The following is a 22030-nucleotide window of genomic DNA, read 5'->3' as shown; positions in this document are numbered from 1 at the left end:
ACAATGATCAATGATCCGAGCGGCTTAGAAGCAGCCGCTCAGCTGCGCGCCAAGACCGGGCGGCAAGCCGGAGACAGCGCCGGGAGCCCAGTAGCGGCCCAGGGCAGCCATTTTCGAGGACATGTTTTGGTTCCATAATATGTCTTATGCGAATCACGGATAGCGGAACGGGCATCGCGTCTCGGCCCCTGTCCCATCGCCAGGCCAACCGTCCCCAAGGCCGGCATGATCACGATGGCTCGCCCTGGTCGTCGCCAGCGAGCCGCGCCAGTGACGCCGCGATATTGGCGCGCGCCTGCCGCTCGTAGCCGTCGTGAAAGATGGCGCTGCGGAAAATCCGGTCGCGGTCCAGAAAGCCGCGCAGCACGCGCGACCGGCCGCGCGCCCAGGCGGCTTCGTCCACCCAGCCATATTCCATGCGGGTCGCCCGTTCATAGGCGTCGAACGCCGCGGGCGGCGCGCCGAGGATCGCCAGGTCCATGTCCAGGAACAGCACGGCGTCGCTGCGCGCACCGGAAGTGTCGAGATCGGGCGGAACATGGGTCGCCGTCGCCTCGATCATCCCGGTGATGCGTTCGAGGCGGACGGGTTCGCAAAGGCTATGGAGGTGCTCGCGCGCCAGCGCCGCGCTCAGCAATTCATTGTCCGAACGGCGGCTGTCATAGATCGCGTCATGGAACCAGATTGCGGCGTCCACCGCCTCGCGGTCGGCGAGCGCCGCCACGTGCGCGGCGGCAAGGCCGAGCAGCGCCTCCACATGGGCCATGCCGTGATAGAACCGGTCGGGCGCACTGTAGCGGCCGACGAGCTTTTTCCGCGTCGCGGCATCGATCAGCGTCACGGCCCATCCTCCCCAACCGTGTCGCAGCACCCTACCCGATCCCGGCGCTGCCATTGTCGACCATGAGCGCGATTGGTCGCGCCCGATGCGTAAGCGCGCCGCCTTCAGCCGGGCGTCTTCGCCGCCGGGCGGCCCGCCGCGTCGGCCATGGCATCGCTCGCCGCGCCGCGCAGGCCGTAAGAGATGAACTTTCGATAGGTCTCCACCGCGTCCTGCAGCGCCGAGGCCCTGTCGGGGCTGCGCGCGACATGTTGCGAATAGACGTAGTCGCGCGCCGAAATCAGCAAATAGGCCAGCGTGTCCAGCTCCTGCTCGCCATAACCGGGCAGCTCGCCGAGGTCCCAGCTTCGCTTCAGCGAGCGCCGGAACCGCACCATGATATTGTCGATATGCTGACGGTAACCGGCCGGCGCCGCCACTTCCGCCTCGTGCAAGAGCCGGAAGAACCACGGATGGGTCTGGGCGAATTCCAGGAAGCCGAGAAAGCCCTTGGTTTCCATCTCGACGAAATTCGCCGCGCCCTTGACCCGGTCATGCAGGAAATCGAGCACCTCGGTGCCCTTCATCGGCAGCAGCTGGTCGAACAGCTCGGCCCGGCTGTCGAAATAGGCATAAAACGTGCCGTGGCCGAGGCCCGCCCGCTCCATGATCCGGGCGATCGAGGCCTCGGCATAGCCGAATTCGCCAATGATTTCCGCGGCCGCGTCACAGATCGCCTGGCGCGTGCGTTGCGACTTTTCGACCCGCGTCAGCTTGCGCTTCGGCGCCCGTATGGCCGGCATGGCCGTCGCCGTTTCGCCGTTGTCGCGCTGCGGATCGTCCTTCGTCGCCATAGGCTTGCATTCCCTGCCCCGAGGCCGCGCCCTCGCCGGCCCGGCCGAGGCGTTCTAGCATGCCGGCCGGCTTTTTGACCCGACCGGCATGCGCCGATTTTACCGGGCCGGCAGAGCGCAGGCCTGCTCGCTCTCCGGCCGGAACGCCCGCTCGGGCGGCACTTCCGACAGGATCGTGTAGTAGTCCCAGGGCTCGCGCGACTGGGCCGGCGTCTTCATCTGGGCGAGATAGGCGGGCCGCATCAGGCGGCCATCGGCACGCAGCCGCGCGTCGCGCGTGTAGAAGTCGTTCACCGGCATCTCGTGCATCCGCGCCATGACCAGGTCATGCCGGTTGGTGCCCGCGGCGCTGACCGCCTTCAGGTAATGGCTGACCGCGCTATAGGTGCCGGCATGGGCCTCCGCCGGCATGAACCTGTTGCGCGCGAAGAAGCGCTGCGACCAGGCCCGTGCTTCCGGGTTCAGGTTCCAGTACCAGACCGTCGAGAACACGATGCCCTGCGCCATCTGCGGCCCGAGGCCATGGGCATCCGACAGCAGGAAAGCCGGCGCCACCAATTGCTGCGAGGATCCGGCCAGGCCGAATTCGCTCGCCTGCTTGATCATGTTGGAGAGATCCTGGCCGGCGCTCAGGAAGGCCACGACATCGGCCCCCGACGCCTGCGCCCGCAGCAGCATCGACGAATAATCGAGCGTGCCAGGCGGATGACGGACGCTGTCGAGCACCTGCCCGCCGCCATCGGTCACCACCTTGGTGACGTCGCGTTGCAGCGCGTGGCCGAAGGCCCAGTCCTGGACGATCAGGAACCATTTCTTCTTGCCCTGGCGCATCAGCTCGGCCGGCAAGGCATTGGCGAACAGATAGGTGTCGTGGCTCCATTGCGCGGTATTGGGCGAGCAGGCCTTGCCGGTCAGGTCGGCGCTCGACGCACCGACATAGAGCGCGATGCGGTTCTTGCTCTGCACCAGCTCGCGCACGGCCAGCGCCACCGCCGAATTGCCGATATCGACGATGACGTCGACGCCGTCCTCGTCGAACCAGCGCCGCGTGATGCCGGAGCCGATATCGGGCTTGTTCTGGTGATCGCCGACCACCAGCTCGATCGGCCGGCCGAACATCTGGCCGCCGAAATCCTCGATCGCCATGCGGGCGCCATCGACCGAGCCCGGCCCCAGCGCCGACGACAGAATGCCGGTCATATCGGTGAGAACGCCGATCTTCAGCGGCCGCTGCGGCGTCTGAGCATGGCTCGCCGTCACGAAAAGCCCGGCAGCCAGAATGGCCGCGAATTTCCAGAAGCGCATGGCCTGTCCTCCCCTTCACGCAATCGGTCAGTGCGATCGCTTGACCCCGGCATAGAATTTTCCGCTGGACACGTCAACAAAACTGACTATCGAATCGAAAATCGAAATTGATATCGGAAGCGTCGTACCGTCGCCGGCCATAACGGCCGGCGCCCCCCTCGGGGTGGCGGAAAACGACCGCCGAACGGAGGAAACAGGCCATGGGAGCCTTCGCCCTGCCCGACGCGCTGGTCGGTCGGTCGATCATCGATCTGGTCGAGGCTCAGGCGTCGCGACGCCCGGATGCCCTCGCCCTGACGGCCCGCTCGATCGACGGTTCCGAGCAGCGCCTGAGCTATGGGCAACTGGTCGCAAGGGCACACCGGCTCGCCGCGGGACTGCGGCATGCCGGCGTCGCGGCCGGCGATCATGTCGGCCTGATGATGAACAACGAGGCTGGCGTCGAAGCCGCCGTCACCATGCTCGCCCTGCATCGCCTCGGTGCCGTCGTGGTGCCGGTCAACACCCGCTTCGCCGCAGACGAAATCGTCTATGTCGTCAACAAGGCCCGCTGCGTTGGCCTGATCGCCATGCGCGACTTCTGGCCGCTGCTGCAAGGCCTCGCACCGCGCCTCGCGGGCATCAGGCTGTCCGTCACGGTCGGCGGCGAGCCGGAATCGGCGCCGGCCGACTGGCATCGAATCCTGGCTACGGCCCCTGCCCCACATGGGCCTTGGCCGCCGGTATCGCCCGACGCCGTCTCGGAAATCCTGTTCACGTCGGGCACCACCGCCCATCCGAAGGGCGCGGTGATGACCCATGCGCGCAGCGTCGCCTCGGCTTATGGTTTCGCCGAGGCCATGAGCCTCGGCGAAAACGACGTCTATCAGAGCTTCTTCCCGTTCTTCACCACCGCCAGCCTGCATTGCCTGCTGCTGCCGGCCTGGTGGGCCGGCGCCCAGGCGGTGCTCGACCCGCATTTCGACCTCACCGACATCATCGCCCGGATGGAGCGCGAACGGACGACCAAATATATCGGCGCGCCGGCCTTCTACATCTTCCTGCTCGACAGCTATGACCGCGCCCGCCACGACCTGTCGCACCTGACCCTGTTCGACTATGGCGGCGCATCCATGGCCGTCGAGGTGATCCGGCGCCTGGCCGAAACCTTCCCGCATGTCGAGCTGCGCCAGACCTATGGCATGACCGAGAGCGGGCCGGCCGGCACGGTGATGCAGGGCGACCATGGCGAGGCCAGGCGCGCTTCCGTCGGCCGCCCCTGGCCGCTGACCGAGGTTCGTATCGTCGACGACGACGGTGTCGCCATGGCCGTCGGCGCGACCGGCGAAATCGCCATCCGCAGCCCGAGCGTCATGCGCGAATATTACGACGAGCCGGTGCTAACCGAAAAAGCGCTGCGCGATGGCTGGCTGATGACCGGCGATATCGGCTATCTCGATACCGACGGCTTTCTTTTTCATGTCGACCGCAAGAAGGACATGATCATCCGCGGCGGCCACAATATCGGCTCGCTCGAAGTCGAAGAGGCGCTGTTCCGCCATCCCGCCGTCCAGGAAGCCGCGGTCATCGCGGTTCCCCACCCAAAGCTCGGCGAGGACATCCACGCTTTCGTCGTCGCCCGGCCGGGCCAGGCCGTCGACGGCGCGGCGTTGCAGGCGTTCTGCCGCGACAAGCTGGCCGACTACAAGATTCCCCGCCGCATCACCTTCACCGAGACATTGCCGCGCGGCCCGATGGGCAAGGTCCTGAAATCGGACTTGCGCCGGCTCGCGGCGGGACAGACCCCTGGGAGAACCGACCAATGAAGCAGGCCGACTACCGCACCATCAGGATCGAGCGCCGTGGCCGTGTCCTCCACCTGACGCTCGATCGCGCCGCCGCGCTGAATGCCGTCGACGCGGTGATGCACGAGGAGCTGGCGCGGGTCTTCGCCGATGCCGGCAATGACCCGGCATCGGACGTGGTGGTGCTGACCGGCGCCGGCCGGGCCTTTTGCGCCGGCGGCGACATCGACTGGATGCAGGATGCCATCGACCACCCCGAAAACTTCGAGACGACGGTCGCCGAGGCGAAACGCATCGTCTTCTCCCTGCTCGATTGCGAGAAGCCGACCATTGCCAAGATCAACGGTCCGGCCGTTGGCCTTGGCGCCACGCTGGCGCTGTTCTGCGACATCGGTTTCGCCGCCGAGACCGCCTATCTCGCCGACCCCCATGTCTCGGTCGGCATGGTCGCCGGCGACGGCGGCGCCGTGATCTGGCCGCAGCTCGTCGGCTTCGCCCGCGCCAAGGAGTTCCTGTTCACCGGCGACCGGGTCGCCGCGCCGCGCGCCGCCGAGATCGGCCTGATCAACCACGCGGTCGCCGCGGCCGACCTCGACGCCACGGTCGACGCCTTCGCCGAGCGGCTGGTCAATGGCTCGGTCAAGGCGATCCGCTGGACCAAGGTGACGGTCAATATCGCCCTGAAGCAGCTCGCCCACAGCATGATGGACACCGGGCTCGCCTATGAGGCCCTGACCAATGCGAGTGCCGACCACCGCGAGCGCGTCCGGGCGTTTCGCGAGCGTTCGGAACGCGCCACCACCCGCAAGGTGGCCTCATGAGCGCGACGCCGCGTGACTTCGAGGGACGGACGGCGCTGGTGACCGGGGCTGCCGGCGGCATCGGCCTGGCGATCGCGCAGCGTCTGGCGGCGGGCGGCGCCAGGGTTGTCCTGTGTGATCGCGACGAGGCGCGCCTGGAAGCTGCAGCGCACGACGTTCCGGGCGGCGCCGTGGCGCTTGCCGGCGATATCGGATCGGAGCAGGCGGTGGAAGACCTCGTTGTCCGCGCCGTCGCGGCGGCCGGCCGGATCGACGTGCTGATCAACAATGCCGGCATCGCCCAGCCGCTGGTCAGGACGACCGATCAAGACATCGACGCCTGGCAGGACGTCATCGACGTCAATCTGCGCGGGACCTTCCTGGTCAGCCGCGCGGTCGGCCGGCATATCCTGTCGCGCAGGGCCGAAGGCGCCATCGTCAGCATCGCCTCCATTGCCGGCCTCGTCGGCCTGCCCGGCTCCAACGCCTATGGCGTGTCGAAGGCGGCGATCGTCCATCTGACCCGAACGCTGGCCTGTGAATGGGCCGGCCGCGGCATCCGCGTGAATTGCGTGGCGCCCGGCTATATCGAAGCACCGATGGCTTTCGAGATGTTCGCCGACAGCCGGATCGATCGGCGCGCCATCGAGACCCGGACCCCGATGCGGCGGCTCGGCCAGCCCGACGAGATCGCCCAGGCCGTGGCTTTCCTCGCGTCGGCCGCGGCCTCCTTCGTCACCGGCGTGACCTTGCCGGTCGACGGCGGCTGGTGCGCCTATGGCGGTCCATGACGGCGAGACCAGGTCGCGCCCGGCTTACGCCCGACGGCGCAATTCGAGCAGGCGCGAGCCGATCCGCCGCGCGGCGCCGTTGAGTTCCGCGACGCAGCGCCGGCGTTGCGCCTCGTCGAGCCAGTTGGCCACGAAAGCCGTGCTGATCGCGGCCACGGGATAGGCCGTGGCATCGCGCACCGCGACGCCGATGCCGCCGATGCCGCGGCTGAACAGGCTGTCGTGGCTGGCGAAGCCCGCGACCCGCGCTTCGTCGAGGGCACGGCGAAACGCCGCTTCGTCGAAGCCCTCGGTTTCCAGCGCATAGCGCGCGCGATTGGCCGCGATCACCACCTCGGCCTCCGCTTCGGGCAGGGCCGCCAGAATCGCCATGCTGCCGGCCCCGCGGCCGAGCGGAACCTGGCTGCCGACCTTCAGCACCAGCGTCTGGATCCGCGCCGTGCTCTCCTGGCGCGCCGCGCAGACGATATCCAGCCCGGCACGGACGCTGAGATAGACGGTCTGCCCGATATCCTGGGCAAGCAGCGCCAGCTCGGTCGCGGCGAGCCGTTCGATCGGGTGGCGGGCCGCCGCGACCAGGCCGAGCGCGACCATTTCCTGGCCCAGGAAGAACCGCCGCGTCGGCAGGTCGCGCTCGACCCAGCCGGTCTCGATCAGCATGTCGAGAACGCGATGAACCGTCGGCCGCGGCAATCCGGTCCAGGTGACGAGATCCGCAAGGGCCGCGCCGGCCTCCCCGCCCCGTGCGATGGCCCGGACCAGGATGACCGAGCGGTGCAGGCTGCCCGAGGCTTCAGCCATGTGCGCCACCGGGCCGCCGGCGGGTCCGGCGCCATCCTGAATGTCCGATAATTGGATATCGCCAATTCCAGCCATCACCCGCCGAGCTCCTGCGGCGACATGTCCGATCATAGCAATCAAGACCGGAAAGTGGATTTAATTGACAGACGAACGTCAAGATTTAGCATGCCCTGCGATTCACGTATCCGGTATTCGGACACAAGAACCAGCGAGTCAAGATACGCCGGGACCGCCGAACCCTGCCGGCGCCAGAAAGAGAAGGCCATGGCCGCCTCCCCGACCACCTGCGCCGGCGCCGTCGTCGCAACGCTGCAGGCCCACGGCCTCGATCGCGTCTATTGCGTGCCCGGCATCCAGAACGACTGGTTCTTCAACGCCGTCCACGACACCGGCGGCGCGGTCAGCGCCGTGCATACGCGCCACGAACAGGGCGCGGCCTATATGGCGCTCGGCGCGGCGCTTGCGACCGGCAAGCCCCAGGTCTTTTCGGTGGTGCCCGGTCCGGGCGTCCTGAACACCGCCGCGGCGCTGGCCACCGCCTATTCGACCAATGCGCCGGTGCTGTGCCTGACCGGCCAGATCGCCAGCCGGGCGATCGGCCGCGGCATTGGCCTGCTGCACGAAATTCCCGACCAGCTCGGCATCCTCGAGCGCCTGACCAAACAGGCGACCCGCACGATGGATCCGGCGCGCGCGGCAGGCGACGTGGCGGATGCCATCGCCGCCCTGACGCAAGACCGCCCTCGCCCCGTCGCCCTGGAAATCCCGCCCGACGTGCTGGCGGCGCAAGGCGCTTTCGCGCCAGTCCCGCCGGCGCCGCGCAATGCGCCGGCTGACATCGACGACGGGCTGGTGGATGCGGCCGTCGCCCTGCTCTCGGCCGCCGAACGGCCGCTGATCGTGGTCGGCGGCGGCGCGCAAGGATCGAGCGAATGGGTCCGGCTGATGGCCGAGCGCCTGCAGGCACCGGTTCTCGCCTATCGCATGGGACGCGGCGTGCTGGACGACCGGCATCCGCTCAGCGTCACGCTGCCGGCCGGTCACCGGCTCTGGCAGAGCTGCGACGCCGTGCTCGTCATCGGTTCGCGGGCGCAGATGCAACTCGGCAACTGGGGCACCGACGCCACGATGAAGATCGTCCGGATCGAGGTCGATCCGACGGCGCTCGACACCATCGCCAGGCCCGACGTGGCGCTGCTCGGCCGGGTCGAGGCCATCTTGCCGAGACTGGTCGAGGCTTTCGACCGAAAGGCCCCGAAGCGCGCCGCGCGCACCGACGAGGTCGCCGCGCTGAAGGCCGCGCTGGCGCACGAGATGGAGAGCCTCGATCCGCAGGTGCCGTTTCTGCGCGCGATCCGCCAGGCGATCGGCGACGACGGCATCCTGGTCGATGAGCTGACCCAGTGCGGTTATGTCGCGCGCGTCGCCTATCCGGTTCACAAGCCACGAACCTTCATCTCCTCGGGTTATCAGGGCACGCTCGGTTGGGGTTATGCCACCGCGCTCGGCGTCCAGGACGTCAGGCGCGACGTCGCCGTGGTCTCGATCAGCGGCGATGGTGGCTTCATGTTCAACGTCCAGGAACTGGCGACCGCGATGCACCACGACATCCCGCTCGTCGCGGTGGTCTTCAACGACGGCGCCTTCGGCAATGTCCGGCGCATGCAGAAGGAGCTGCATGGCAACCGGGTCATCGCCACTGATCTGACCAATCCCGATTTCGTCGCCATGGCCCGCAGCTTCGGCGTCGAGGCGATACGGGTTCACACACCGGACGCCTTGCGCATGGCGGTCGCCGCCGCGGCCGAGCGGCGCAAGCCGGCCTTGATCGAAGTGCCGGTCGGCGAAATGCCCAGCCCGTGGCGCTTTCTCGACATGCCCAGGATCAGGGGCCTCGCCTGAACACACTCCCCCGATCGCCCCCACGGACACAGGTTTCACGACGTTTCAAGAGCCGGCGCAGACCGGCCGCGCCAAGGCCCAGCCAGGAGGCCGAGGCGCATCCAGGGAGGAATGCCCGATGACCCCTCTTGCCGCCAGCGCCGCCCGCTTCGCCCTCGTCCTGCTGGCTTGGGCCTCGTTTTCGATCGCCGCAGCGGCCCAGACCGCCTATCCGCAGCGGCCGATCAGCTTCATCGTGCCCTACCCCGCCGGCGGCACCACCGACATTCTCGCGCGCTTCCTGGCCGAGCACCTGAAAGACCGGCTCGGGCAGCCCGTGGTCATCGACAACCGGCCAGGGGCCGGCTCGACCATTGGCGCCGGCCTCGCGGCGCGCGCCGAACCCGACGGCCATACCTTGCTGATGGCGACCAGCACGACGCTCGCCATCAATGCCAGCCTGTTCCAGCGCCTGCCCTACGATCCCGTCGGCGATTTCGCGCCGGTATCGCTGGTCGCCGGCGTGCCGCTGATCCTGATCGTCAACCCGGCGCTCGGCATCAAGACCCTGGCCGATCTCGTCGCATTGGCCAAGGCGAAGCCCGGCGAACTGGTCTATGGCTCGGCCGGCAACGGCACGCCGCACCACCTCGCCGCCGAACTCTTGAAGACCGCGGCCGGCATCGAGGTGCGCCATGTCGCCTATCGCGGCAGCGTGGTCGCCATGAACGACGTGATCGGCGGCCATATTCCCTTCATGTTCATGGACATGGCCCCGGCCTTGCCGCTGATCGCCGCCGGCAAGCTGCAGGCGCTGGCCGTCTCGGCGCCCCGGCGTGTGGCTGCGGCCCCCGACATTCCGACCGTCGCGGAAGCCGGCTATCCCGGCTACGAGGCCGTCGCCTGGCAGGCGGTGGTGGTGCCGGCCAGGACCCCGAGCGACGTCGTCGCGCGGCTGCATGCCGAAATCGCAAGTTTCCTGGCGACGCCGGCCAATCGCGACAAGCTGATCCAGATCGGCCTGGAACCGCTCGGCGGCTCGTCCGAGCAACTGGTCGCCTATATCAAGTCGGAGATCGCCCGCTGGGGCGTGGTGGTCCGCAGTTCCGGCGCCAAGGTCGAATGAGGCACCGGGCATCGATGATGGCCGCACACTGCAGGGAAGATCAGCAATGACCGAGACCATCGAGACGGGTGTGCTGGTGGTCGGTGCCGGCCCGGTCGGCCTGACCTTGGCGATCGATCTCGCCAGCCGCGGCGTCGACGTGACGGTTGTCGAGCAGCGGCCGCGCGGCGCCCGCCCCGAACCGAAATGCAACCACGTCTCGGCCCGCTCGATGGAGATCTTCCGGCGGCTCGGCGTCGCCGCGGCGCTGCGCGAGGCCGGCCTGCCCGCCGACTATGCCAACGACGTGAGCTACCGCACCGCCTTTACCGGGAAGGAAATCACCCGCATCCCCATTCCCTGCCGCCGCGACCGCTATGTCAGCAAGGACGGGCCCGACGGCTGGTGGCCGACACCGGAGCCGCCGCACCGGATCAACCAGATCTTCCTGGAGCCGATCCTGTTCGCCCATGCCGCGGCCATGCCACGCATCACGATCATCAACCGGGCCGCCGTCTGGGGCGTCGGCCAGGACGACGAGGGTGTCACCGCCACCGCCGAGGATCTCGACACCGGCGGGACCATCCGGATCACCGCTGCCTATCTTGCCGGCTGCGACGGCGGCCGGTCGCTGGTGCGCAAGGCGATCGGCGCATCCTTTGCCGGCGATGCCGTGATCCAGCGCGTGCAATCGACCTTCATCCGCGCGCCCGATCTGATCCGTCTGCAACAACATGACAGCGCCTGGGCGACGTTTGCGCTCAACCCGCGCCGAACGGGCAATGTCTACGCCATTGACGGGCGCGAGACCTGGCTCGTGCACAACTACCTGAAACCCGACGAGACCGATTTCGAGGCGGTCGATCGCGACTGGGCGATCCGCACCATTCTCGGCGTCGGTGCCGATTTCGGCTACGAGATCATCTCGCGGGAAGACTGGATCGGCCGCCGGCTGGTCGCCGACCGGTTCCGCGACCGGCGCCTGTTCATCGCCGGCGATGCCGCCCATATCTGGGTGCCCTATGCCGGCTATGGCATGAATGCCGGCATCGCCGACGCCGCGAGCCTCGCCTGGCTCCTGGCGGCGCATCTGGCCGGCTGGGCGCCGGCCGATATCCTCGGCGCCTATGAACGCGAGCGGCTGCCGATCACCACCCAGGTGTCGCGTTTCGCCATGGACCATGCCCAGAAGGAAATCCGCAACCGCAGCGGCGTGCCCGACAATATCGAGATGGACGACGCGGCGGGCGCCGCCGCCCGCGCGACGCTCGGCCAGGCGACCTATGACCTCAACGTCCAGCAATATTGCTGCGCCGGCCTGAATTTCGGCTCCTATTACGACCAGTCGCCGATCATCGCCTATGACGGCACGCCCCAGCCCGGCTATGCCATGGGCAGCTTCACGCCCTCCACCGTGCCCGGCTGCCGCACACCGCATCTCTGGCTCGGCGACGGCCGCTCGCTCTATGACGCGATGGGACCGGACTACACCTTGCTCCGCCTCAATCCGGCGCTCGAGGTGGACGGACTGATGCGCGCCGCAGCCGCCCGCGCCCTGCCCTTGCGGCTGATCGATCTCGATCCGCGGGGCATGCCCGAGGCCGACGGGCGAAAGCTCATCCTGTCGCGCCCGGACCAGCATGTCGCCTGGCGCGGATATGGCTTGCCGAGCGATCCGCTGGGGCTGATCGATCAGCTTCGGGGGCACAGCTCGCTCCCTAAACCCTGCGCTCCTTGATCGTGTTCATCACGAAGCTCGTCTCGATCGAAGCGACGCATTTCAGCCGGGCGATCTTCTCCTTGATGAAGCGCTCATACTGGTCGAGGCCACCGGTCATCACCTTCAGCACATAGTCGCGCGAGCCGGTGACGAGGTGGCATTCCAGCACCTCGTCCCAGCCGCGCACCGCCGCCTCGAACATCACGATCTCGTCCTCGTTCTGGCGGCTGAGCCGGATCGTGGCGATCGCCGCCATGGACCAGCCATGGGCGGCCGGATCGACCCGCGCGGTATAACCACGGATCACGCCCGTCTCTTCGAGCCGGCGCAGGCGCCTGGGGCAGGGCGACGGCGACAGGCCGACGCGCTCGGCCAGTTCGTTATTGGTGATGCGGGCATTGGCCTGCAATTCGCGCAGGATGCGGCGGTCGATCTCGTCGGCAATTTTCTGCTGCATAATCCTTTGTCTTTGGCAATGAGTTGCGCCCGGGGAGCTCCGCAGGCTTGAAAGTCGCAAGGATCGGTCGCCATGATTTGATAGGATTGCGCCGGACCAATCAACCGCGAGGATCGCCGTGACCGCACCGAGACCGTCCAAGACCCATGTCGGCAATCATCGCCTCCATCCCGAAACCCTCATGCTCAGCTACGGTTTCGATCCGCAGCTGTCGGAAGGCGCGGTCAAGCCGCCGGTCTTCCTGACCTCGACCTTCGTGTTCAAATCCGCCGAGGAGGGCCGCGACTTCTTCGATTTCGTCTCGGGCCGCCGCGAGCCGCCCAAGGGCACCGGCGCCGGCCTCGTCTATTCCCGCTTCAACCATCCCAACAGCGAGATCGTCGAGGACCGCCTGGCGGTCTATGAGGGCGCCGAGGCCTGCATCCTGTTCTCCTCGGGCATGTCGGCCATCGCCACGACGCTGCTCGCCTTCGCCAAGCCCGGCGACGTGATCCTGCATTCCCAGCCGCTCTATGGCGGCACCGAGACCCTGCTGTCGCGCACCTTCGCCAATCTCGGCATTGCCTCGGTCGGTTTCTCCGACGGCGTCGACGAGGCGCTGGTGCGCGCGGCGGCGGATGAGGCGCTCGCCAAGGGCCGCGTCTCGGTCATCCTGATCGAGACGCCGTCCAACCCGATCAACAGCGTCATCGACATCGCGCTGATGGGCCGCATTGCCGACGAGATCGCTGCGCGCCAGGGCCACAGGCCGGTGATCGCCTGCGACAACACTTTGCTCGGCCCGGTGTTCCAGCGTCCGCTCGACCACGGCGCCGACGTGTCGCTCTATTCGCTGACCAAATATGTCGGCGGCCATTCCGACCTGATCGCCGGAGCCGCGCTCGGCAGCCACGCGATGACCAAGCCGATCAAGGCGCTGCGCGGCGCCATCGGCACGCAGCTCGACGCTCATTCCTGCTGGATGCTCGGCCGCTCGCTGGAAACCCTCAGCCTGCGCATGGAGCGGGCCAATGCCAATGCCCGCGTGGTCGCGGAATTCCTGCGCGACCACCCCAAGGTCGACAAGGTGCTCTACCTGCCCTTCCTCGGTCCCGACACGCCGGAGCGGCGGGTGTTCGACGCCCAGAGCCTGGGCGCCGGCTCGACCTTCTCCTTCGACATCAAGGGCGGCGAACGGGCGGCCTTCGCTTTCCTCAACGCGCTCGAGATCTTCAAGCTGGCGGTGAGCCTCGGCGGCACCGAGTCGCTGGCGAGCCATCCGGCCGCCATGACCCATTCGGGCGTGCCCCTCGCGGTGCGCCAGCGCATCGGCATCCTCGACACCACCATCCGCCTGTCGATCGGCGTCGAGCACCCCGACGACCTCGTCGCGGATGTTGCCCAGGCGCTGGCCCGGGCGGATGGGTGAGAGGTTTGCGCTGGGGCAAGCCCTCGTTCGATGAGCGCTGTGCTCCCGGATGAGGCGAGTTCGAAGCGAGCATGCAGGTGACACCAGGCAGGACAACTGCCGAAAGAAGCTCTACGTCATCCCCGGCCGAGCGAAGCGAGGGGAAGGGAATCCAGGGGTTGCAGGGCAACAACCTGGGCGCTACGAAGCAGCTACCCGGATAGCGGGTTGCATGCGTTTTAAGCGCGGCCTAGCGACCCCTGGACCCCCTTCCCTCGCTTCGCTCGCCGGGGGTGACGTAGAGAGATTCCGGCAGCCGTCCTGCTTTGCATCGCCCGCTCAGCGCACCGGCTTGGCCGCCCGGCCGCCACCCGCCTTCGCCTTGCGCGCCGGCGGCTTCGGCTTGGCCGCCTTCTTCTGCCCGGCGCCATCGGCCTTGGCGGCGGCTCGTTTCACCGCGGCCTTCCTGGCCGGTGCCGCCTTGGCCGGCGGCAGCACCGCGAGCTGCACCTGCCGGTCCTGGTAGGCGCAGCTGACCCGGTCGCCCTCCTTGATCTCGCCCTTCAGCATCGCCTTGGCGAGCTTGGTCTCGATCAGCTGGCGGATCTGCCGCTTCAGCTCGCGGGCGCCGAATTCCGGCTGGTAGCCGACCTCGGCGAGGTGATCGACCAGGCTTTCCGCGAAGACCAGCTCGACATCCTGGCCGCGGGCGGCCTGATGGACCTGGTCGAGCTGCAGGCGGACGATGGTCTTGATCTGCTCCTTGTTCAGCGCGTCGAAAATGATGATCTCGTCGATGCGATTGATGAATTCGGGCCGGAAATGCCGGCGCAGCACCTGCATGATGTCTTCGCGCACGGTGTTGTTCTGGGTGAAGCCGATGGTCGAGCGGGTGCCGCCGGTGATGATCTCGGAGCCGAGATTGCTGGTCGCGATGATCAGCGTATTGGTGAAGTCGACGACCCGGCCCTTGCCATCGGTCAGGCGGCCGTCATCGAACACCTGCAGCAGCACGTTATAGACCTCCGGATGCGCCTTCTCGATCTCGTCGAGCAGGATGACGCTGTAGGGCCTGCGCCGGATCCGTTCGGTCAATTGACCGCCCTCGTCATAACCGACATAGCCCGGAGGCGCGCCGATCAGGCGGGCGACCGCGTGGCGCTCCATATATTCGCTCATGTCGATGCGGGCGATGGCGTTCTCGTCGCCGAACACCACCTGGGCCAGGGCCTTGGCGAGCTCGGTCTTGCCCACCCCGGTCGGACCGAGGAACAGGAAGGTGGCGATCGGCCGGCCGCCGCGGGTGAGACCCGCACGCGCCAGCCGGATCGCGTCGCTGACCGCGCCGATCGCGACATTCTGGCCGATGACGCGCTCATGCAGGCGCTCCTCCAGCCGAAGCAGCTTGTCCTTTTCCTGCGCCGTCAGTTCGGTGACCGGAATGCCCGAGAGTTTCGACACGATCTCGGCGACGTCGTCGACCGTCACCTCGGCCGTGCTCGAGCCGAGCTTCTTCTTCCAGGCGCCGTTCGCCTCGGCCAGCAGCTTGGTCTTGGCGGCCGCCTCCTGCTCCAGGTCCTTGGCCCGGTCGAACCGCTTGCGCGTCGTGGCATAATCCTGCTCGCGCCGGATCTGGGCGATCTCGGCCTCCAGCTCCTGGATCTCCACCGGCCTGGACGTCGTCGACAGGTGCACGCGCGCTGCCGCCTGATCGATCAGGTCGATCGCCTTGTCGGGCAGGAAACGTCCGGAAATATAACGGTGCGACAGCTCGGCCGCTGCCAGGATCGCCGCATCCTGAATGGTCACCTTGTGGTGGACTTCCAGCTTGTCCCTCAGCCCGCGCAGGATGTTGACGGTCTGCTCGACGGTGGGTTCCGACACCAGCACCGGCTGGAAGCGCCGCTCCAGCGCCGCGTCCTTCTCGATATGCTTCTGATATTCGCTGAGCGTGGTGGCGCCGATCAGGTTCATCTCGCCGCGCGCCATGGCCGGCTTGAACACATTGGCGATGTCGAGGCCGCCCTCGCCGCCGCCCTGGCCGGCGCCGACGATCATATGGACCTCGTCGATGAACAGGACGAGCTCGTCCTGGTGCGCCGCGACCTCCTCCATCACCTGCTTGACGCGTTCCTCGAACTCGCCGCGATATTTCGCGCCGGCGACCAGCGAATTGACGTTGAGCTCGACCAGGCGCTTGTCGCGCAGCACCTCCGGCACGTCGCCATGGACGATGCGCTGCGCCAGCCCCTCGACAATGGCCGTCTTGCCGACGCCCGGCTCGCCGATCAGCACCGGATTGTTCTTCTTGCGCCGCGCCAGCACCTCGATGGTGGTCTCGACCTCCTTGGAGCGCCCGATCACCGGATCGAGGCGGCCTTCCTGGGCCAGCATGGTCAGGTCGCGGCTGACCTTGTCGAGCTGCGGCGTATTGGTGGGGATTTCGACCCGGCCTTCCTCAGCGCCCTTGCCCACCACCCGGTCGGTCATCTGACGGAGCGCCTGGGCGGTCAGCCCGTATTTTTCCAGGAGATCGCCGGCGAAGCTGTCGGGAACCTCGGCCAGGCCGAGCAGCAGGTGCTCCGGGCCGATATAGGAATGGCCGAAGGCGCGTGAGGCGATGAAGGCGCGCTCCAGCACCCGCTTGACCCGCGGCGACACGCCGACCTCCTTCTGCTTCAGCGGCGGTCTCGCCGCCGTCGCGGCCGCATGCCGCTCGATCTGCTGGCCGATCTCGGCCGGTGAAATCTTGAACTGCTTGAGAATGGCCAGCACCACATTGCTGTCGAGCAGGGCCAGGAGCAGATGTTCGGTATCGACCTCGCCCCGGCCCGACTGCACCGCGTTCTCGGCGGCGCGCTGCAGCAGCTCCTTGGCCTTGTCGCTGAACCGGCGCTCCAGGTTGCGCGCATCCCGCTCGGCGCCGCCGAACCCGCGCCGCGGCGTCGGCGCGGGCGGTTGCGGCTCCTCCTGCGGCTGCGACGACAAGCCGAACACGCCGTCACCGAACAGCGCCTCGAGCGGCGAGACATAGCGCTGGTGCCGGGTCAGCTGGGCGTAGTGATAATCGCAGACATCCAAGGCCCGTCTCTCGCCGTCCTGGACGACGGTAATGCGCACGGTTGCCGGCCGCTCGCCGCAGATGTCGCAAAGGGAATGGGACAAAGGCATATCATCCATCCTCGCCGCAGGTCACGAAGACGACGAATTAGATGAGCAAACCGTGGGAATGACAAGCACTATCCGGGCAACCCAGAAGTAATCGCCGACGCGAAAAGATCCGGATTTTATACAAATATTGGCGCCCACCGCCCGCCATTGCCGGCGCCTCGGCCGCTCAGGCGAAGAAGCGCGCGGGACGGAAGCTCTCGAGCTCGGGACGTTCCCTGCCCTTGACGATCTCGTCCGCGGCCATCGCCGCAAGGGCCGGCGCGAGCGTCGCGCCGCTATGGGTGACCATGACGTAATAGCCGGTGAGATACGGCACCGGACCGATGGCGGACAGGCCGTCCTTCGGAATCGGCCGCTGAGTGACGCGGGTCACCTCCGGCTTCAGCGGCGCGATGCCGGGCAGGATCCGGGTCAGGCGCTCGACGATCTCGGCGGCCTGCGCCATTCCCGGCTGCTCGGTGATCCCGGGCGTCACCATCGCGTCGGCCGGGCCCCAATGCACCATCAGCCGGCCGGCGCCGTCGGGGCGGAAATCGCAGAGCGGTGTCGCCACCACACGCTGGATCGCAGCCGGGACCGGCGGCGTGAACACCAGGAAGCCGACGGTCGGCGCCAGCGGCAGGTTGGGCGCGGTCCCGCCGATCGTGTCGTTCGACCAGCGCCCGGTGCAATTGACCACGACATCCGCCCCGAGCGTCTCGCCCGCCTCGGTGCGCAGGCCCCGGACCTTGCCGCCTTCCACGATGAGGCCTGCCACCTTCGTCTGCGTCCTCAGCCGCGCGCCCAGGCGGCGGGCGGCGCTCATCATCGCATGGGCATAGACCACCGGATCGAGCCAGCCATCGTCCGGGTACCAGGCGATCGGCGCATCGCCCACCGCCGCCGGATCGATATCGGGTTCGAGTTCGAGCAATTGCCTGGCGTCGATCCATTCCGCCGCATAGCCCCATTCCCTGAGACGGCGCAGCTTGGCGCGCTGGTCGTCCTGGCCGGCCGCCGCCCGCCATTCGACGCGGCCGCCGCCGTGCCACCAGGGCGTCGCCCCGAACTCGTCCTTCAAGGCCGCATGGGCCTTCATGCCTGACACGTTGAGATCGTGATAGGCGCGCGGCGCCTTGTTGGAGGAATTGGTCCAGGCGAAACTGATGCCGGAGGTTCCGCCGCCGACCCGTGTGGCCTCCACCACCGTGACCTTGGCTCCCGCCAGGGCGAGACGATAGGCGACCGAGGTGCCGAGAACGCCGGCGCCGATGACGATGATGTCGGCCATGATGTTTCCGTTCGAAGGGAATGACCGGGTCTGGAGACGGCGCCGGATCGGAGCAGGTTAGGATCGCGGCCGCGCTAGCGGCAATGCACGAGATCGCAATGGCGCTTCGCTTTGTCTGGCCGATCCCCCCACCCGAACGAGCGAAGCAGGTCGCGCGCCCCAGTCGGCGGAACGCGCAAGCCCTTTCGGCGGAGCCTTCGAAGCCCCCTCATCCGGCCTGGCGAGCCATCCTTCGGAGCGTCCGGACGATCGCGCCGTCACGCAGCTTTGGTCAGTTCCCCGCCGAGCCAGCCAAGCAGGCGATCGGCGATGTCACCGGCGCAGACCTCGGGATCATAGACGCCGACCAGGTCGGTCCCGTCGGCGGCAACCGAAGGAAACGGCCGCGCCAGCCGGCCCTGGCGAAAGCCGGCATCGTCGAGCCAAGTCGGGCCGACGATCACGCCCTGGCCCGCAACCGCCGCTTCCAGCGCCAGATAGAAATGGGCGAAGACCCGGGGCTCGCCGGCGAGGCCGAGGCCCGCCGCGGCAAGCCAGGCCTGCAGCTCGCCATGCCGCGTATCTGAGACCAGGAAGGTCTCGCCGGCCAGCGCCTCCAGCCCGCCGGCCGCGAGCCTTGCGGCCCGTTCGGGCGCGGCCAACAGCGTCAGCCGCTCACGCCCGAGCGCGCGCCTTTGCCAGCCCTGCGGAATGCGGTCGTGGCGAAGAATGGCGATATCGAAGGGGGCCTGCCGCCAGTCATCCGTGCTGTGCACGGGATGGACCCGGATCGGCCGTCCGCCGACCGCCTCCTGGGCCGCCACCAGCCGCGGCACCAGCCAGTGCATCGACAAGGTCGCATGGGCGACCACCGTCAGGATGCCCGTCGACTTCGGATCCGACGCCTCGTCGCAGGCCCGCCGCAAATGGCTGATGGCCAGGCCGACGGCGCGGGCCAGGTCCTGGGCGCCGGCGGTCGGCCGCAGCCGGTGCCCCGGCTCGAACAGCGCGACGCCCAGCTCATCCGCCAATTGGCCCAGATGTTTGCTGATCGCGCCCGGCGTGACGCCGATCTCCTCGGCCGCCCGCATCACATTGCCGTTGCGCACCACGGCCTCGAGCGCCCGCAGCGCCCGGAACGACGGAAGATGTTGCATCGCTCATCTTGCCAAAAGCTCACATACGACAGATTTAATGTCGCTTTTCGTCAATAACAAGATCGAATATCATAGTATTTGAGCGTCAATACTCAAACAAAACCAAAGATGATAGTTGCCGCACATGTCATCCATATGACATCGGCAGCCGGCGAAGGAGCATGGACCCCATGAGCGTGGCCCAAGGCGAGGCGAGAGTCGAGGTCAATGGTCGCTCCTACCGGGCGCCGCGCCGCCCGGTCGTGGTGATCTGTTATGACGGCTGCGATCCCGCCTATCTCGCCGATGCCGCGATCCGCGGCCTGACGCCGGCTTTGTCGGGCATGCTGGCCGATGGCTTTTATGCCAGCGCGCTGTCGGCCATGCCGAGCTTCACCAACCCGAACAATGTCTCGATCGTCTGCGGCGCGCCGCCGCGCGTCCATGGCGTCTCCGGCAATTACTGGTTCGACCGCGACACCGGACTGGAGGTCATGATGACCGATGCCGGACCGCTCAGGGCCGAGACCATCCTGGCGCGTCTCGCCGGCGCCGGCGTCAAGGTCGCCGCGGTCACCGCCAAGGACAAGCTGCGCAAGGTCCTGGCGGCGGGACTTGCCGGCCCGGGCCTGCCGGGTATCGCCTTCTCGGCCGAGAAGGCCGATACCTGCACCGTCGAAGACCATGGCCTGACCGCGGCCGAAGCGCTCGGCTCCTCCCCGGTACCCGACCAGTATTCGCCCGAGCTGTCGCTGTTCGTGCTCGATGCCGGCCTGCGCCTGCTCGCGCAGCGCGGCACCGAGCTCCTCTATCTCTCGCTGTCGGATTTCGTCCAGCACGCCCACGCGCCCGGCGCGCCGGCTTCGGACGACTTCATCCAGGCCGTCGATGCGCGCGTCGCCCGGTTCATCGCGGCGGGCGCCGTCGTCGGCATCGTCGCCGATCATGGCATGACCGACCTGTCGCTCGCCGACGGCAGTCCGAACATCGTCTATCTCGGCGACCTCCTCGACCGGCGTTTCGGCGCCGGGCGTTTCAAGGTGATCTGCCCGATCACCGATCCCTTCGTGCGCCATCACGGCGCGCTCGGCGGCTTCGTCCGCGTCCATGTGCTCGACGACAGCGATCCCCTGCCCTTGCGCGATTTCATCGCCGGCCTACCCGGCATTCACCTGGCGCTGACCCGCGACGAAGCCTGCGCCCGCTTCGACCTGCCGCCCGAGCGCGAAGGCGATGTCACGGTCGTCGCCGAAAAGGGCGTGGCGCTCGGCACGCGCCGGGGCGAACACCGCCTCGACGAGCTCGCCGGCGCCCGCTTGCGCTCCCATGGCAGCCTCGCCGAACGCCCGGTTCCCTTCGTGCTGTCGCAACCGCTCGACCCGGACTACCGCGCCCGGGCGCGGACCAGCCCGCTCTACAATTACGACATTTTCGACTTCGCCCTGAACGGAACGGAGCCCTCATGAGCCCGCAATCCAGCGATCCTTCCACGCGACCGCACCGCCGGGTCATCGCCGTCATGCTCGACGGCCTGAGGCGCGACTTCATCTCGCCGGACGCAACGCCGGCGCTTGCGACGCTGCGCGCCCGCGCCACCTGGTTCGACGCGCATCGCACGGTGTTTCCGAGCGTCACCCGGGTCGTATCCTCGTCCTTCGCCACCGGCTGCCTGCCGGCGCAACATGGCCTTGCCGGCAATACCGTCGCCCTGATCGAGGATGGCCAGCTGGGCCTGCACGACGTCGGCAAGCCGGAATTCGTCGAGACCAAGCGCCGGCTGACCGGGACGGTCCTGGCGCGGCCGACCTTGGCCGAGCGGCTCGCCGAGCACGGCGGCGGCGTCATCTTCAACAATGTCTCGCCGGGGGCGGCCTATATGCATGACCCCGACGGCCATGGCCATGTCTTCCATCGGGCCGGCTCCTTCGGCCCGGGGCGCCGCCCGATCCAGGGCGACGCGGCCCTGCGCGCGACGCCCGATGCTGCCGGTGATCGCATCGCCACCGAGCGCTTCATCGCCGAGGTGGTGCATGGCCGCCGCCCCGCCTTCGGCCTGCTCTGGCTGTGCGAACCCGATACCTCGCAGCACGCCGTGCCGCTCGGCTCGGCCGCCCATCGCGCGGCATTGGCGGCCGCCGACAGCCATGCCGCCATGGTCATCGCGGCGGTCGACGCCGCCCGCGCCGAAGGCGAGGACATTCTCTTGTCGGTCGGTTCGGACCACGGCCACCAGACGGTTCGCGCGGTGATCGACATCGACGCCGAACTGATCGCCGCCGGCCTCAAGGCGGCGCCCGGTTCGACCGATGTGGTGGTCGCGCCCAATGGCACCGCCGCCCTCGTCTATGTCGACGCGGCGGCCGAAAACCGGCGCCCGGCCATCGAAACCTTCCTGGCCGGCCAGCCTTGGGTCGGCCGCCTGTTCACCCGCGCGACGCTGGCCGAAGCCGGGCTGCCCGCCGGCGGCGGACTTGCCTTCGCCATCGCACTGGCCGCCAGCGACGAGCTCAATGACGAGGGCGTTCCGGGCCTGAGCTATGCGGCGAAACCCGCTGATGGCAAGGCCGACCGGCTCGGCTGCGGCCAGCATGGCGGGCTCGGCACCTTCGAGCAATTGCCGACATTGATGCTCGACGGAGGCGGTTTCGCCGCCGGCCGGGTGGTCTCGGCCGGCACCTCGGTCGTCGATATAGCCCCGACCTTTCTCCGATTTCTCGGACTGCCCGCCGGCGGCGTCGATGGGCGCCCGCTGCAAGAGCTCTGACCCGA

General features: G+C 68.0%; 17 protein-coding genes. 9 read left to right on the top strand and 8 right to left on the bottom strand.

Translation table 11 applies throughout. The features are described from left to right. Positions 1 to 229: 229 nt before the first annotated feature. From AC07WJ_RS17780 to AC07WJ_RS17770, 3 genes are all read right to left on the bottom strand, one after another. The gene (locus AC07WJ_RS17780) at positions 230 to 841 is read right to left on the bottom strand and encodes an HD domain-containing protein (protein ID WP_494935951.1); all 612 of its coding nucleotides are present in this window, start codon (positions 839 to 841) and stop codon (positions 230 to 232) included. 104 nt (positions 842 to 945) lie between these two features. Then, complete coding sequence (locus AC07WJ_RS17775) at positions 946 to 1674, bottom strand: TetR/AcrR family transcriptional regulator (RefSeq protein WP_494935950.1); 729 nt, start codon at positions 1672 to 1674, stop codon at positions 946 to 948. A 99-nt stretch (positions 1675 to 1773) separates the two neighbouring features. After that, complete coding sequence (locus AC07WJ_RS17770) at positions 1774 to 2979, bottom strand: ABC transporter substrate-binding protein (RefSeq protein WP_494935949.1); 1206 nt, start codon at positions 2977 to 2979, stop codon at positions 1774 to 1776. Between the two features lie 200 nt (positions 2980 to 3179). Between AC07WJ_RS17770 and AC07WJ_RS17765 the strand changes: the two genes are divergently transcribed. From AC07WJ_RS17765 to AC07WJ_RS17755, 3 genes are read left to right on the top strand one after another with little or no spacing between them, the layout of a single operon-like run. Further along, positions 3180 to 4784 (top strand): class I adenylate-forming enzyme family protein, encoded by a 1605-nt coding sequence (locus AC07WJ_RS17765; protein WP_494935948.1) that lies wholly within the window; start codon positions 3180 to 3182, stop codon positions 4782 to 4784. After that, entirely contained in the window at positions 4781 to 5584 is an 804-nt protein-coding gene (locus AC07WJ_RS17760) for an enoyl-CoA hydratase/isomerase family protein (RefSeq protein ID WP_494935947.1), read from the top strand. Before AC07WJ_RS17765 ends, AC07WJ_RS17760 begins: the two co-directional genes overlap by 4 nt. Continuing rightward, positions 5581 to 6354: an SDR family NAD(P)-dependent oxidoreductase gene (locus AC07WJ_RS17755; protein ID WP_494935946.1), complete on the top strand. Its 774-nt coding sequence runs from the start codon at positions 5581 to 5583 to the stop codon at positions 6352 to 6354. Before AC07WJ_RS17760 ends, AC07WJ_RS17755 begins: the two co-directional genes overlap by 4 nt. 24 nt (positions 6355 to 6378) lie before the next feature. Here the strand turns inward: AC07WJ_RS17755 and AC07WJ_RS17750 are convergent, their stop codons facing one another. After that, the gene (locus AC07WJ_RS17750) at positions 6379 to 7155 is read right to left on the bottom strand and encodes an IclR family transcriptional regulator (RefSeq protein ID WP_494935945.1); all 777 of its coding nucleotides are present in this window, start codon (positions 7153 to 7155) and stop codon (positions 6379 to 6381) included. Positions 7156 to 7419: 264 nt separating this feature from the next. On the opposite strand from AC07WJ_RS17750, the gene AC07WJ_RS17745 reads away from it, so the two are divergent. The 3 genes from AC07WJ_RS17745 (at position 7420) to AC07WJ_RS17735 (ending at position 11879) form a co-directional block, all read left to right on the top strand. Then, positions 7420 to 9057, top strand: a complete 1638-nt coding sequence (locus AC07WJ_RS17745) for a thiamine pyrophosphate-dependent enzyme (RefSeq protein WP_494935944.1) — start codon at positions 7420 to 7422, stop codon at positions 9055 to 9057. A gap of 118 nt (positions 9058 to 9175) precedes the next feature. Continuing rightward, complete coding sequence (locus tag AC07WJ_RS17740) at positions 9176 to 10162, top strand: Bug family tripartite tricarboxylate transporter substrate binding protein (protein ID WP_494935943.1); 987 nt, start codon at positions 9176 to 9178, stop codon at positions 10160 to 10162. Positions 10163 to 10172: 10 nt separating this feature from the next. Then, complete coding sequence (locus AC07WJ_RS17735) at positions 10173 to 11879, top strand: FAD-dependent oxidoreductase (protein WP_494936247.1); 1707 nt, start codon at positions 10173 to 10175, stop codon at positions 11877 to 11879. Here AC07WJ_RS17735 and AC07WJ_RS17730 read toward each other — a convergent pair. After that, entirely contained in the window at positions 11860 to 12318 is a 459-nt protein-coding gene (locus AC07WJ_RS17730) for an Lrp/AsnC family transcriptional regulator (RefSeq protein WP_494935942.1), read from the bottom strand. The genes AC07WJ_RS17735 and AC07WJ_RS17730 overlap by 20 nt on opposite strands. Before the next feature lie 118 nt (positions 12319 to 12436). Here AC07WJ_RS17730 and AC07WJ_RS17725 point away from each other — a divergent pair, with 118 nt between their 5' ends. Next, entirely contained in the window at positions 12437 to 13726 is a 1290-nt protein-coding gene (locus tag AC07WJ_RS17725) for a cystathionine gamma-synthase family protein (RefSeq protein ID WP_494935941.1), read from the top strand. A gap of 318 nt (positions 13727 to 14044) precedes the next feature. On the opposite strand, the gene AC07WJ_RS17720 is transcribed toward AC07WJ_RS17725, so the two are convergent. The 3 genes from AC07WJ_RS17720 to AC07WJ_RS17710 form a co-directional block, all read right to left on the bottom strand. Then, on the bottom strand, positions 14045 to 16870 hold the full coding sequence (locus AC07WJ_RS17720; protein WP_494935940.1) for an ATP-dependent Clp protease ATP-binding subunit: 2826 nt from the start codon (positions 16868 to 16870) through the stop codon (positions 14045 to 14047). A gap of 172 nt (positions 16871 to 17042) precedes the next feature. After that, positions 17043 to 18146 carry an NAD(P)/FAD-dependent oxidoreductase gene (locus AC07WJ_RS17715; protein ID WP_494935939.1) on the bottom strand — a complete coding sequence of 368 codons (1104 nt, stop codon included), beginning with the start codon at positions 18144 to 18146 and terminating at the stop codon, positions 17043 to 17045. Between the two features lie 257 nt (positions 18147 to 18403). Next, the gene (locus AC07WJ_RS17710) at positions 18404 to 19282 is read right to left on the bottom strand and encodes a LysR substrate-binding domain-containing protein (protein WP_494935938.1); all 879 of its coding nucleotides are present in this window, start codon (positions 19280 to 19282) and stop codon (positions 18404 to 18406) included. 170 nt (positions 19283 to 19452) lie between these two features. Between AC07WJ_RS17710 and phnA the strand changes: the two genes are divergently transcribed. Both phnA and AC07WJ_RS17700 read left to right on the top strand, forming a co-directional pair. After that, positions 19453 to 20727, top strand: a complete 1275-nt coding sequence (phnA, locus tag AC07WJ_RS17705; RefSeq protein ID WP_494935937.1) for a phosphonoacetate hydrolase — start codon at positions 19453 to 19455, stop codon at positions 20725 to 20727. After that, positions 20724 to 22025 (top strand): alkaline phosphatase family protein, encoded by a 1302-nt coding sequence (locus AC07WJ_RS17700; RefSeq protein ID WP_494935936.1) that lies wholly within the window; start codon positions 20724 to 20726, stop codon positions 22023 to 22025. The genes phnA and AC07WJ_RS17700 overlap by 4 nt, the downstream gene beginning before the upstream one ends. Positions 22026 to 22030: the final 5 nt, after the last annotated feature.

It is taken from the genome of Phreatobacter sp. GW821-FHT04C01 (assembly GCF_059420385.1).
This window is presented reverse-complemented; position numbering and strand designations above follow the sequence as displayed.

Bases quoted from the DNA above. Each gene is read 5' to 3' on its own strand.
- AC07WJ_RS17770 (WP_494935949.1), bottom strand. From the start codon at position 2,979: ATGCGCTTCTGGAAATTCGCGGCCATTCTGGCTGCCGGGCTTTTCGTG.
- AC07WJ_RS17760 (WP_494935947.1), top strand. From the start codon at position 4,781: ATGAAGCAGGCCGACTACCGCACCATCAGGATCGAGCGCCGTGGCCGT.
- AC07WJ_RS17765 (WP_494935948.1), top strand. From the start codon at position 3,180: ATGGGAGCCTTCGCCCTGCCCGACGCGCTGGTCGGTCGGTCGATCATC.
- AC07WJ_RS17750 (WP_494935945.1), bottom strand. From the start codon at position 7,155: ATGGCTGAAGCCTCGGGCAGCCTGCACCGCTCGGTCATCCTGGTCCGG.
- AC07WJ_RS17715 (WP_494935939.1), bottom strand. From the start codon at position 18,146: ATGGCCGACATCATCGTCATCGGCGCCGGCGTTCTCGGCACCTCGGTC.
- AC07WJ_RS17755 (WP_494935946.1), top strand. From the start codon at position 5,581: ATGAGCGCGACGCCGCGTGACTTCGAGGGACGGACGGCGCTGGTGACC.
- AC07WJ_RS17775 (WP_494935950.1), bottom strand. From the start codon at position 1,674: ATGGCGACGAAGGACGATCCGCAGCGCGACAACGGCGAAACGGCGACG.
- AC07WJ_RS17710 (WP_494935938.1), bottom strand. From the start codon at position 19,282: ATGCAACATCTTCCGTCGTTCCGGGCGCTGCGGGCGCTCGAGGCCGTG.
- AC07WJ_RS17740 (WP_494935943.1), top strand. From the start codon at position 9,176: ATGACCCCTCTTGCCGCCAGCGCCGCCCGCTTCGCCCTCGTCCTGCTG.
- phnA (WP_494935937.1), top strand. From the start codon at position 19,453: ATGAGCGTGGCCCAAGGCGAGGCGAGAGTCGAGGTCAATGGTCGCTCC.
- AC07WJ_RS17745 (WP_494935944.1), top strand. From the start codon at position 7,420: ATGGCCGCCTCCCCGACCACCTGCGCCGGCGCCGTCGTCGCAACGCTG.
- AC07WJ_RS17730 (WP_494935942.1), bottom strand. From the start codon at position 12,318: ATGCAGCAGAAAATTGCCGACGAGATCGACCGCCGCATCCTGCGCGAA.
- AC07WJ_RS17700 (WP_494935936.1), top strand. From the start codon at position 20,724: ATGAGCCCGCAATCCAGCGATCCTTCCACGCGACCGCACCGCCGGGTC.